At 73.4% G+C, this 11,496-nt stretch carries 9 protein-coding genes; 5 read left to right on the top strand and 4 right to left on the bottom strand.

All coding sequences use genetic code 11. The annotated features are described in order from the left end of the window. Positions 1-38: 38 nt before the first annotated feature. Positions 39-803, top strand: a complete 765-nt coding sequence (locus KSED_RS00530) for a hypothetical protein (RefSeq protein ID WP_012801621.1) — start codon at positions 39-41, stop codon at positions 801-803. A gap of 38 nt (positions 804-841) precedes the next feature. Here the strand turns inward: KSED_RS00530 and KSED_RS00525 are convergent, their stop codons facing one another. From KSED_RS00525 to KSED_RS00510, 4 genes are all read right to left on the bottom strand, one after another. Next, positions 842-1,498 (bottom strand): hypothetical protein, encoded by a 657-nt coding sequence (locus KSED_RS00525; RefSeq protein WP_012801620.1) that lies wholly within the window; start codon positions 1,496-1,498, stop codon positions 842-844. Positions 1,499-1,514: 16 nt separating this feature from the next. After that, on the bottom strand, positions 1,515-3,467 hold the full coding sequence (gene acs, locus KSED_RS00520; protein ID WP_012801619.1) for an acetate--CoA ligase: 1,953 nt from the start codon (positions 3,465-3,467) through the stop codon (positions 1,515-1,517). A gap of 94 nt (positions 3,468-3,561) precedes the next feature. Continuing rightward, the gene (locus KSED_RS00515) at positions 3,562-5,112 is read right to left on the bottom strand and encodes a long-chain-fatty-acid--CoA ligase (RefSeq protein ID WP_012801618.1); all 1,551 of its coding nucleotides are present in this window, start codon (positions 5,110-5,112) and stop codon (positions 3,562-3,564) included. A gap of 119 nt (positions 5,113-5,231) precedes the next feature. Continuing rightward, on the bottom strand, positions 5,232-6,854 hold the full coding sequence (locus KSED_RS00510; protein WP_012801617.1) for an alkaline phosphatase D family protein: 1,623 nt from the start codon (positions 6,852-6,854) through the stop codon (positions 5,232-5,234). A 229-nt stretch (positions 6,855-7,083) separates the two neighbouring features. Between KSED_RS00510 and KSED_RS00505 the strand changes: the two genes are divergently transcribed. The 4 genes from KSED_RS00505 (at position 7,084) to KSED_RS00490 (ending at position 11,492) form a co-directional block, all read left to right on the top strand. After that, positions 7,084-7,818, top strand: a complete 735-nt coding sequence (locus KSED_RS00505; protein ID WP_012801616.1) for a CPBP family intramembrane glutamic endopeptidase — start codon at positions 7,084-7,086, stop codon at positions 7,816-7,818. Positions 7,819-7,857: 39 nt separating this feature from the next. Then, on the top strand, positions 7,858-9,255 hold the full coding sequence (locus tag KSED_RS00500) for an NAD(P)H-binding protein (protein ID WP_012801615.1): 1,398 nt from the start codon (positions 7,858-7,860) through the stop codon (positions 9,253-9,255). Between the two features lie 103 nt (positions 9,256-9,358). Next, entirely contained in the window at positions 9,359-10,336 is a 978-nt protein-coding gene (locus KSED_RS00495; protein ID WP_012801614.1) for a quinone oxidoreductase family protein, read from the top strand. Between the two features lie 136 nt (positions 10,337-10,472). Beyond that, positions 10,473-11,492, top strand: a complete 1,020-nt coding sequence (locus KSED_RS00490) for an ABC transporter ATP-binding protein (protein WP_012801613.1) — start codon at positions 10,473-10,475, stop codon at positions 11,490-11,492. Positions 11,493-11,496 lie beyond the last annotated feature (4 nt).

Below are 11,496 nucleotides of genomic sequence, written 5' to 3'. Positions count from 1 at the left end.
GGCCGCGCGGGCGTCCCCGGCGGTGTTCACTGGCACCCATGAACGAGACGAGGCGCGAGATCGCGCTCGCGGCAACCATCGTGGGGGGCTTGGTCGTCGGCACCGTCGCGGCCGGTCAGGCCGCAGGCGGGCCCACCCCCATCACCTTCCTCACCGACCATCAGGGCAGCCTGAGCTACGCCGGCCTCGCGGACGGCGAGGTCGCGGCCCCCGGCCTGGCCTGGGTCGCCCTCCCCGCCTGTGTGAACGACGAGCCGGGCCACTCGGTGGAGATCCGCGACGTCCGCCTCGTCAACGCCCAGGGGGTGCAGGTGGAGTCGGTGTTCGTGGACGCCACGCTCCGCGAGGACGACGACGCGGCGGGGCGGCTGGGCAGTGGTGCCGGCGCCGGGTGGCCGGCCCCCGACGCCGAGTACTCCAGCTGGGGCCCTGGCGTCACCGCGTCCTGCGCTGAGCACCGCGGCGGCTCCCTCGACCGGGCGAACCGCGTGCACGTGGTGCTCTCGACCACGGACCTGGGGGCCTCCCGCATCCCCGCCTTCGACGGCGTGGAGGTCGACTGGTCGGCTGGCCGGCAGGAGGGCACCTCCCGCCTCTCGGCGGCCCTGGTCTTCTGCCCCACGCAGGAGCAGGAGGCCGCCTGCCAGGAGTCCCTTGATGCGGGGGAGGCTCGCCGCGAGGCACTCCACGAGGCCTGGGCCAGCGGGGAGCCGGCCGAGCCCACCGACCACCTCCAGTGGGACGGCGAGCCGGTGGACGTCCGCAACCTGCCCGACGTCCGACAGGCTGCCGAGGGGCACTGAGGCGCACCCGAGCGCGCCCAGTGCGCCGCAGGACAGCCCTAGAACAGGTCGAAGTCTCGCACGGCCATGCGGAAGCCTCGGCCGTCGGAGAGCCGCATGCACCGCACGCCGTTGCGGCGGCTCTCGCACCGGAAGTCGAACGCCTGGAGCTCCTCGCCGTAGGGCAGCACCGTGTGGTCGATGGTGTTGATCTCCACCACCTCACCCCGCGGCACCAGCTCTACCCAGGCACCGTCGTTGGCGGTCTGGGCGTCCACGAAGCGTGAGGAGCGCGAGCAGGTCCACTCGGGGCGGTCCCGGTAGAGCTCCACGGTCGGCTCCACGCAATCCGCCGCCGGCACCACTGTGTGCTGGTAGCGCGTGTTGCGGATGTCGCAGGAGACGCCCTGCTCCTCGATGAGACAGGCCACGTTCTGCGAGGGCATCAGGAAGGCCACCCGCTGGTGCTGCTCCAGGGGGGTGAGATCGCGATCCGGCCCCGAGCCGGACGGCTCCGGGGTCCCCTCCGGCGAGCTGCCGGAGGGCTCGTCCGACGCATCCGGGCCCGAGGAGGGCGAGCCCTCGGGGGACGGCTCGCGGGAGACGACCACCGGGTCCTCCCCCGCCTCCTCGGACCCGGTGGTGCAGGCCCCGAGGACCAGCAGCGCCGCAACAGCCACGGGGACCGCACGCAGGCGCAGCGCACTGGAGCTCATGGGCCCTCCGGAAGGGTCAGGGACGACGGATGGAGTCCATCACCGAGGGGTCGGCCAGCGTCGAGACGTCACCGACCTCCTTGCCCTCGGCGAGGTCCCGCAGCAGTCGACGCATGATCTTGCCAGACCGCGTCTTCGGCAGCTCCGGTACCACGGTGATGTCGCGCGGGCGCGCGATCGGGCCGATCTCCTTGCCCACGTGGGCCCGCAGCTCGGCCACCAGCTCGGCGTCGTCATCGCCCTCACCGCGCGCCTCGGCGGCGTCCCCGCGCAGGATCACGTAGGCCACCACCGCCTGGCCGGTGGAGGCGTCGGTCGCGCCGACCACCGCGGCCTCGGCGACCGCATCGTGGCTGACCAGGGCGGACTCGATCTCCGAGGTGCTCAGGCGGTGCCCGGAGACGTTCATGACGTCGTCCACGCGGCCCAGCACCCAGACGTTGCCGTCCTCGTCCCGCTTGGCCCCGTCCCCGGCGAAGTACATGCCCTCGAAGCGCGACCAGTACGTGTCGCGGAAGCGCTGCGGATCGCCCCAGACGCCGCGCAGCATGGCCGGCCACGGGTCCCGGATCACCAGGTAGCCGCTCTCCCCGTTGCCCACCGACTGGCCGGACTCGCCCACCACGTCCACCGTGATGCCGGGCACCGGCGTCTGCGCGGACCCGGGCACCAGCTCGGTCACGCCCGGCAGGGGGGCGATCATCATCGCGCCCGTCTCGGTCTGCCACCACGTGTCCACGATGGGGGTGCGCCCGCCACCGATGTGCTCCCGGTACCAGGCCCAGGCCTCGGGGTTGATGGGCTCACCCACGCTACCCAGCAGGCGCAGCGAGGAGAGGTCGTACTGCGCGGGGATGTCGTCGCCCCACTTCATCGCCGCGCGGATGGCGGTGGGAGCCGTGTAGAGGACGGTGACGCCGTACTCCTGGACGATCTCCCACCACCGGCCCTTGTGGGGGGTGTCAGGCGTGCCCTCGTACATCACCTGGGTGACGCCCAGCGCCATCGGGCCGTAGACGAGGTAGGAGTGCCCGGTGACCCAGCCGACGTCGGCGGTGCACCAGTACACGTCCCGGCCGGGCTCCAGGTCAAGCACCATCTTGGCCGTGTACGCCGTCTGCGTCAGGTACCCGCCGGTGGTGTGGAAGATGCCCTTGGGTGTCCCCGTGGTGCCGGAGGTGTAGAGGATGAACAACGGGTGCTCGGCCGGCATCGGCTGGGCCTCGTGGTCCGACGAGGCCGTCTCCATGGCCTCGTGCCACCACTGGTCGCGGCCGTCCTGCCAGCCCACGTCCTGGCCGGTGCGGCGCACCACCAGCACCGTGGACACGGTGGTGTCCTCGTGGCTGAGGGCCTCGTCCACGTTGGCTTTCAGGGCGCTCGCCTTGCCCTTGCGGTAGCCGCCGTCGGCGGTGATGACCACCTTGGCCTCGGCGTCCTGCACGCGGGCCCGGATGGCGTTGGGCGCGAACCCGCCGAAGATGACCGAGTGGGTGGCGCCGATGCGGGCGCACGCAAGCATCGCCACGACCGTCTCGGGGATCATCGGCAGGTAGATCGCCACCCGGTCCCCGGCCTGGACGCCCAAGTCCTCCAGTACGTTGGCCGCGCGGCAGGTCTCCTCGAGCAGGTCGCTCCAGGTCAGGTCGCGGCGGTCGCCCTCCGGCTCACCCACCCAGTGGATGGCGACCTCGTCGCCACGGCCGGCCTCGACGTGCTGGTCGAGGCAGGCGTAGGAGGCGTTGATCTCCCCGTCGGCGAACCAGCGGGCGAAGGGGGCCTCGGACCAGTCCAGCACCTCGGAGAAGTCCGTGGCCCACGGCAGGAGCTCGCGGGACTGCTCCGCCCAGAACGCCTCGCGGTCCGCGCCGGCGCGCTCGGCCAGCTCGGCCGTCGCGTTGGCCTGTGCGGCGAACTCGGCCGCCGGCGGGTAGGTGCGGACGGCAGCAGCGTCGTTCTCGGGGGTCATCGTTCCTCCTCGTGGCGGACGGTTCCGCCGATGGTGGGTGACTCTGGCCCCAGCGTAGGCAGGGGCGCACCCTCGGTGCACCCCTGCCGGGGGCTCAGCCCAGCTCGCGCTTCAGGATCTTGCCGGTGGGGCCCTTCGGCAGCTCGGCCAGGAAGTGGATGTGTCGCGGGTACTTGTAGGCGGCCAGCTGGTCCTTCGCGTGGGCGCGCAGCTCGTCGGCGAGCGCCCGCGCGGCGGGCGACTCCGCATCGGACAGGGCGGCCTCGTCGAGCTCCCCGGGCTGGGCGACGACGTAGGCGGTCACCTCCTCGCCGAGCTCCGGGTGCGCCGAGCCCACCACCGCGGCCTCCAGCACCTTCGGGTGCTCGTACAGGACCTCCTCCACCTCCCGCGGGTACACGTTGGTGCCCCCGCGGATGATGAGGTCCTTCACGCGATCGACGATGAAGAAGAAGCCGTCGGGGTCCACCCGGCCCAGGTCGCCGGAGTGGAACCAGCCGTCGCGGATCGCCCGCTCGGTGGCCTCGGGGTTGTCCCAGTAGCCCTTCATGATGTTCTCGCCGCGGATCACGACCTCGCCCACCTCGCCGGGCTCCACCGGCTGGCCGGTCACCGGGTCGAGGATCGCCATCTCCACCCCGCGGATGGGGTGGCCGATGCTGCCGGCGCGGGTGCGGCCCGGGTGGTTGAAGCAGGCCACCGGGGAGGTCTCCGAGAGGCCGTAGCCCTCCAGGATGTCGGCACCGAAGGTCTGCTCGAAGGCGCGGAGGGTCTCCATCGGCAGGGACGACCCGCCCGAGACGCAGCGGCGCAGGGTGGAGGTGTCCACCGGCGGCTTGCCCTCGGCCTCGCGGGCCTTCGCGGCGGCGATGAGGCCGCCGTACATGGTGGGCACGCCCTCGAAGACGTTCACCGCATCGCGCTCGATCATCTCCAGCGCCTTGCCGGCCTCGAAGCGCGGCAGCAGCGTGAGCGTGGCCCCGGCGACCACGCTGGTGTTGAGCGCACAGGTCATGCCGAACACGTGGAACAGCGGCAGGCAGCCCATCACCACCTCGCCCGGCTCCAGGTGGACCAGCGTCTCCTGCGTGGCGAGCACGTTGGTGCGCAGGTTCTCGTGCGCCAGCTCCGCACCCTTGGGGCTGCCGGTGGTGCCGGAGGTGTAGAGGATCACCGCGGTGTCCCCGGGTGCCTTGTCGGCCACCTCGGTGACCGGCTGACCCAGGAAGGGGGTCAGGCCCTGGGCGGGGTCGATGAGGTGCGCGGTCACCCGGTGGCGCTCGGCCACCCCGCCCACGTCACCGCCCAGCGCGGCGCCGGCCTCACCCCCCAGGGCCACGATGTGGGTGGCCCCCGAGTCCTTGAGGTAGTGGGTGATCTCGCGGTCGCGGAGCAACGGGTTCATGGGGACCACGACGGCCCCCAGCGACAGGGCGGCGTAGTAGAAGGGCACGAACGGGATGACGTTGGGCAGCATCAAGCAGATCCGGTCGCCCTCCCCCAGGCCCTTGTCCCGCAGGTACCCGGCGACGGCAGCCGTGGCGTCCCGCAGCTCGGCGTAGGTGAGGCGGGTGTCGTCCTGGATGAGGGCCACCCCCTGCGCGTGCTTCTCGGCGGTGTCGGTGAGAAAGGTGGCGATGTTCATGGGCCCATCCCACCACCGGGGCACCCCGCGACGCGAGGGGTCGATGGTCACGATTCGGCAGCAATCCGGCCCGCCACCCCCCTGTCCGGGGCGGCGGGCCGGTGCCGTCGGTGGGTGGCTCAGACCGCCTGCAGGCCGCGGCGGCCGTCCTCCAGCGCGAACCGGGCGTCGGTGCGGACGGCGCCACCGCGGGAGCTGACGGTGTCGACGGCGCGGAAGGTCCCCGCCATCGAGTCGGCGGTGAGGTCCAGCCGCAGGTAGCCGCGGGTGGTCTCGTGGTAGCGGATGTGGGGGTTGTCGGCGTCCCCGGTGAACTGTGAGTCCTTGCCGTCCCCGCCGGAGGTGACCGAGGTGGTGACGAACTCCGAGCCCAGCGTCACCCGCCCCGAGTCCGTGGTGCGCCACAGGTCGTTCGCGAAGGACTCGTGCACGTCACCGGTGAGCACCACCGGGTTGCGGGCATCAGAGCGCTCCAGGCTCGTGAGCAGCCGGTCCTTGGCGGCCACGTACCCGTCCCAGGCGTCCTGGTTGGTGAGGAACCCGGGGCCGGCCATCATGTCGTACTGCGCCACCATCACCTGCTGGCCCAGCAGGTCCCAGCGGGCTCCCGAGGTGCGCAGCCCCTCATCGAGCCAGGCCTCCTGGGTGGACCCCAGCATGGTGCGGCGGGAGTCGTAGGTGCTGCGCACCGGGCCGATGAGGCCGGTCTGGTTCGACCGGTACTGGCGCGTGTCCAGCACGTGCAGCGTGGCCATGCGCCCCCAGGTGAGGCGACGGTAGAGCTGGATGCCGTCGGCGCCCGGGACCGAGCTGCGGCGCAGCGGCATATTCTCCCAATAGGCGCGGAAACCGGCGGCACGGCGCTCGGCGAAGGCCGGCACCTTGCCCCAGACCTCGTGGTAGAGCTCGGCCCAGTCGTTGTCGACCTCGTGGTCGTCGAAGACCACCACCCAGGGGGCGGCGGCGTGCGCGGCCTGCAGGTCCGCATCGGACTTGTAGAGGGCGTGGCGGCGGCGGTAGTCGGCCAGCGAGTGGATCTCCCCGCCCACCATGGTGCGGGCGCGGCCGGAGGACACCGGGTAGCCGCCGGGGCCGTGCTCGTAGATGTAGTCGCCCAGGTGGACGACCAGGTCCGGCTGCTCGGCCGCGATGTGGCGGTAGGCGGTGAAGAACCCGTGCTCCCACTGCGCGCAGGAGGCGACGGCGAAGGTGGCGCGCTCGTCGCTGCCCGGGGCCGGAGCGGTCCGCGTATGCCCCACCGGGGAGAGGTGGCCGTTGGCCCGGAAGCGGTAGGTGAACCGGGCAGAGGACGGCAGGCCGGCGAGCTCGATGTGGATGCTGTGGCCGACCGAGGCGTCGGTGGTGACGGTGCCCCGGCGCACGATGCGACGGAAGGACTCGTCGGTGGCCAGCTCCCACTCGACGGTGGAGGTGGTCTGGCCGAGCCCGCCGAGGCCGTCGGGGGCCACGGGGTCGGTGGCCAGGCGCGTCCAGAGCACCACGCCGTCGGGAGTCGGGTCACCCGAGGCGACGCCCAGGGTGAACGGGTAGGCATCGCCGGCGGTGGCATGGCCGGTGGCCAGGGCTAGGGCGCCGAGCGTGGCGGCGCCGGTGGCCAGGACCAGGCGGCGGGAGGGCGAGGCGCCGGGTGCGGTGCGCGACGCGGTCGGCTGCTCGGGCCACGAGGAGTCGACGGGCAGGGCGCCGGATGTGGTGTGGGGCAGGGATTTCGTGGGGGTCATGGACGATGAGGGTGGCGCACCCGGGTGGTGCGCCGGTGCTCTTCGGGTGAACGGCGGCTGAACTTTGGCTCAGGATTCACCCACGTGGGGGACTCACCCCATCTGTCCAACGCGGGAGCAGACGCCCCGGCCGGGGCCGGGGCCGGCTCCTCACAGGCCGCCGACGAGTCAACCACGCTCGCACAACAGTTTTGGCGCACTCGAGCCCCACGGCGCCTACGCTCTGGTGATGCGCACCCCCTTCGCCCCGTTGCTGCAGGAGCTCTCCCGGTTCGGCTCCGCGCAGTTCGTGCGCCAGGTCCCGCGGGACCACCGGGCCGACCCCCGCCAGCTGAGGCGACGGCAGGTCGTGGTGGCCCTGACCCTGCTGGTGGGCACCGTCTTCCTCGCGTGGTCGCTGCGCTCCGAGCCGGGATCGGCCTCGTTCTACGGAGCGGCCACCGCGCTGGCCATCACGTGGACGGCGGGCTCGTTCGCCTCCGGCCCGCTGCACCTGGGCTGGGCCCACACCCGGTCCGGCGACCGCTACGTCCGGCCCGTCCTGCAGCCCGTCCTCGTGGCCCTGGGCGTGATCGCCCTGTTCATGGTCGGTGCCCTGGTGGCCGCCCGCATCCCGGTCCTGTCGGCCAGCGTCGATGCGGTGCTCGACCACGCGCGCCTGGGCATCCTGCCGCTGGTGGTCGCCCTCGCCCTGGTCAACGGGGTCGCCGAGGAGCTGTTCTTCCGCGGCGCCATGTACTCGGCCACCCCGTGGCGGCCGGTGCTGGTCACCACGGTGGTCTACACGCTGACGACCATCGCCACCGGCTCCCTCGGGCTGGTCCTGGCCGCCGCCGTGCTGGGGTGGGTGGTGGGCCTGCAGCGTCGCGTGACCGGCGGCATCCTGGCGCCGGTGCTCATCCACTGCACCTGGTCGCTGGGCATGCTGTTGGTCCTCCCCGCTGTGATGGACCGGGCAGCCTGAGGGGGCGCGGGTGGGCCAGCGCGCGCCTACGCTGGGGGCATGACCACCTCCGGGACCCCCACGGGGACCACCCCAGGACAGGCCCTTGTCACGGGCGCCACCGGCTACATCGGCTCGCGCTTGGTCCCGGCGCTGCTGGAGGCAGGGTGGACGGTGCGGGTCCTGGCGCGCTCACCGGAGAAGCTCGAGGGCCGTTCCTGGGCCGTTGACGTAGACGTCCACGCCGGGGACGCGAACTCCCTCGACGACCTCGCCAGCGCCCTGGAGGGGGTGGAGGTCGCCTACTACCTGCTGCACTCGATGGACGGCGAGGGCGACTTCGTGGAGCGCGAGCGCGCCATGGCCCAGACCTTCGCCGCCGCCTGCGACGCCGCCGGGGTCGGCCGCATCGTCTACCTGGGCGGCATGCATCCGCACAACGAGCCGCTGTCCACCCACCTGTACAGCCGCAAGGCCGTCGGTGACGTGTTCCTCGCGGCCGACACCCCTGCCGCCGTCCTGCAGGCCGCGGTGATCGTCGGCGCCGGGTCAGCCAGCTTCGAGATGCTGCGCCACCTCACCGACCGGCTCCCGGTGATGCTCGCCCCGCGCTGGTTGGACAACCGCATCCAGCCCATCGCCGTGGCCGACGTGCTGCACTACCTGGTCGGGGCCGCCTCCTTGCCCGCCGGGGTGAACCGCGCCTTCGACGTGGGCAGCGACGAGGTGCTCCGCTTCCGCGACATGCTGGTGCGCTACGGCCAGGTGGCCGGCCTGCGACGCCGCCGCATCGCCCTGGCGCCGGTGATGACCCCCTGGCTCGCCAGCCACTGGGTGGGCTTGGTGACGCCGGTGCCCGCCGGCGTGGCCAAGCCGCTGGTCGGCTCGCTGGTGCACGAGGTGGTGGTCAAGGACGGCCGCGCGCTGGAGGAGTTCACCGGCGCCCCGGCCGGCGGCCACACCCCATTCGACGACGCCGTGGCACGCGCCCTGGTCCGGGCCGATGCGGTGGACCCCGCAGCCGAGGGCGAGGAGCCCGCCGACGCGCTGCCGGGCGACCCCGAGTGGGTGGGCCGCCAGCAGCGAACCGAGACCTGGCGCAGCATCGTCGACGCGCCGGCGGACGACCTGTGGGCTGAGGTGGAGTCCATCGGCTCGAGCGGCTCGCTGGGCCCCCGGGGCGCGCTGGGCCCGTGGGCCCTCGAGTCGACGGATCGGGAGGGCACGACCCGCTCGGTACGGCTCCGTTCCACCCGCGCCCTGCCCGGGACGGCGCGGCTGACCCTCGCGGTCACCCCCGCCCCCCACGATGCGGGGCAGTCCCTCCTGACCCAGGAGGTCACCTTCGTGCCCCACGGGCTGGCTGGAGAGACCTCCTGGTGGGGCTCCTACCCCGCCCACCGCGCCCTGTTCACGAGGGTGCACCAGGGCATCGTGGAGCGCGCACGGGTCCGCTGAGGCGCCGGCCCGGGGTGGCTGCCCCCTTGGGCCCGCCCACCCCAGGCACCGTCCCGGCCACCTGCCGCGTGCGCGCTGCGGTCCGTGATGCGAGGCTGGGCGCATGCGCAGCATCGTCTTCGAGAAGCACGGCGGGACCGAGGTCCTGCAGGTCCGCGAGTCCGACGACCCCACCCCGGGTGCCGGGGAGGTCGTGGTGGAGGTCGCCCGAGCGGGCGTCAACTTCATCGACACCTACTACCGCGAAGGTCTCTACCCGGCGGAGCTCCCGCTGACCGCGGGCAACGAGGGAGTGGGCGCCGTCAGCGCCGTTGGCGAGGGCGTCACGGACGTGGCCGTGGGCGACCGGGTGGCCTGGTGCCTGGTCAATGGGCAGGGCTACACCACGCACGCGGTGGTGCCGGCCGAGAAGACCGTGCCGGTGCCGCAGGGCGTCACCGACGAGCAGGCCGTCGCGGGGATGGTGCAGGGCATGACCGCGCACTTCCTCGCCCGCGAGGTGTGGCCGCTGCAGGCCGGTGACAGGGTGCTGGTGCACGCGGTGGCCGGCGGCGTCGGGCTGCTCCTGACGCAGGTGCTCGCGGCGGACGGGGTCGAGGTGATCGGCACCTGCTCCACCGAGGCCAAGGCCGAGGCGGGCCGGGCGGCCGGGGCGAGCCACATCATCCGCTACGACCACGAGGACGTCACCGAGCGCATCCGCGAGATCACCGGCGGCGCCGGCGTCCGGGTGGTGTTCGACGGCGTGGGTGCCAGCACCTTCGACGCGTCGCTGGACTCGTTGTCCCCGCGCGGCCTGCTCTGCCTCTTCGGCGCGGCGAGCGGGCCGGTGCCCCCGGTGGACCCGCAGCGCCTCAACGCCGGTGGGGGCCTGTACCTGACCCGCCCGGGCATGGCCACCTACGTCTCCACCCGCGAGGAGTTGCTGCACCACTCCTCGGCCGTCTTCGCGATGGTGGCCGACGGCTCCCTGGAGCTCACGATCGGCGAGACCTACCCGATGACCGAGGCGGCCCGCGCCCAGGCGGACCTCACGGGGCGCCGCACCAGCGGCAAACTGCTGCTGGACCCCTCGGCCTGACCGACGCCCGCCGGCACCACGCCCCGCCCGCACCACGCCCCCGCCGGGTCGTGACCCCGGGCCGTGACTCCGGTCACGGTGGGGGCGTGATGCCGGTCGTGGGCGCCCACCTCGCCGTCCCGGCACCGTGGGTGGCATGGAACGAACCAGCGACTCCCTGCCCCCCGCCGCCGACGCGGCGCCCGTGCTCGACCTGCGCGGGGTCCACAAGTCCTTCGGCCGCGGCACCCGACGGGTTGATGCGGTGCGCGGCGTCGACCTGACCGTGCACCGCGGCGACGTGGTGGCCCTGCTGGGCCACAACGGCGCCGGCAAGTCCGTCACCCTCGACATGGCGCTGGGCCTGCAGGCCCCCTCCTCGGGCGAGGTGCGGGTCTGCGGCGACCCCCCGTCCCGCGCGGTGTCTGCCGGGCGGGTGGGCGCGATGCTGCAGTCCGGCGCGCTGCTCGACGACCTGCGCGTGGCCGAGACCGTCCGCGCGGTCGCCAGCCTGCACCCCGGCGGCCGCCGCCGCGTGGGCTCGGTGATGGACCGCGCCGGCCTGACCCCGTTGGCCACCCGGCGCGTCAGCCGCTGCAGCGGGGGCGAGAAGCAGCGGCTGCGCTTCGCCCTGGCGCTGCTGCCCGACCCCGACCTGATGGTGCTCGACGAGCCCACCGCCGGCATGGACGTCTCCGCCCGGCAGGAGTTCTGGGAGGTGGTCAGCGCCGAGGCGCAGGCGGGACGCACCATCGTCTTCGCCACCCACTACCTCGCGGAGGCCGAGGAGTACGCGCCCCGGACCGTGTTGATGGCCGGCGGCCGCGTGATCGCCGACGACACCACCGAGGCCGTCCGCTCGCGGGTCCCCGGCCGGGTGCTCACCTGCACCACCCCCGATGCGGGACGCCTCGCCCAGCAGCTGGCGGGCGAGCCCGACGTGGTCGACGTCCGCACCCCCACCCCCGACCGGCTGGAGATGCGGGTGACGGACTCCGACCGCTTCGCCCGGCTGGCCCTCACCGAGTGGCGGGCCACGGGCCTGCAGATCGTGCCGCTGGGCCTGGACGAGGCCTTCGCCGAGCTCACCCGGGAGGCGACCGACCCGCACGGCGGCACCGACCCGGACCAGCCCACCTCGCCCGCCCGCCCCGAGCCCGCGGCCACCGCCGCCTGAACCC

It is taken from the genome of Kytococcus sedentarius DSM 20547, from assembly GCF_000023925.1.
Classification (GTDB): Bacteria; Actinomycetota; Actinomycetes; order Actinomycetales; family Dermatophilaceae; genus Kytococcus; species Kytococcus sedentarius.
This window is presented reverse-complemented; position numbering and strand designations above follow the sequence as displayed.

What these genes read in the sequence shown, in the direction of transcription:
- KSED_RS00495 (WP_012801614.1), top strand. Translation starts at nt 9,359, where the DNA reads ATGCGCAGCATCGTCTTCGAGAAGCACGGCGGGACCGAGGTCCTGCAG.
- acs (WP_012801619.1), bottom strand. Translation starts at nt 3,467, where the DNA reads ATGACCCCCGAGAACGACGCTGCTGCCGTCCGCACCTACCCGCCGGCG.
- KSED_RS00505 (WP_012801616.1), top strand. Translation starts at nt 7,084, where the DNA reads ATGCGCACCCCCTTCGCCCCGTTGCTGCAGGAGCTCTCCCGGTTCGGC.
- KSED_RS00490 (WP_012801613.1), top strand. Translation starts at nt 10,473, where the DNA reads ATGGAACGAACCAGCGACTCCCTGCCCCCCGCCGCCGACGCGGCGCCC.
- KSED_RS00515 (WP_012801618.1), bottom strand. Translation starts at nt 5,112, where the DNA reads ATGAACATCGCCACCTTTCTCACCGACACCGCCGAGAAGCACGCGCAG.
- KSED_RS00530 (WP_012801621.1), top strand. Translation starts at nt 39, where the DNA reads ATGAACGAGACGAGGCGCGAGATCGCGCTCGCGGCAACCATCGTGGGG.
- KSED_RS00510 (WP_012801617.1), bottom strand. Translation starts at nt 6,854, where the DNA reads ATGACCCCCACGAAATCCCTGCCCCACACCACATCCGGCGCCCTGCCC.
- KSED_RS00500 (WP_012801615.1), top strand. Translation starts at nt 7,858, where the DNA reads ATGACCACCTCCGGGACCCCCACGGGGACCACCCCAGGACAGGCCCTT.
- KSED_RS00525 (WP_012801620.1), bottom strand. Translation starts at nt 1,498, where the DNA reads ATGAGCTCCAGTGCGCTGCGCCTGCGTGCGGTCCCCGTGGCTGTTGCG.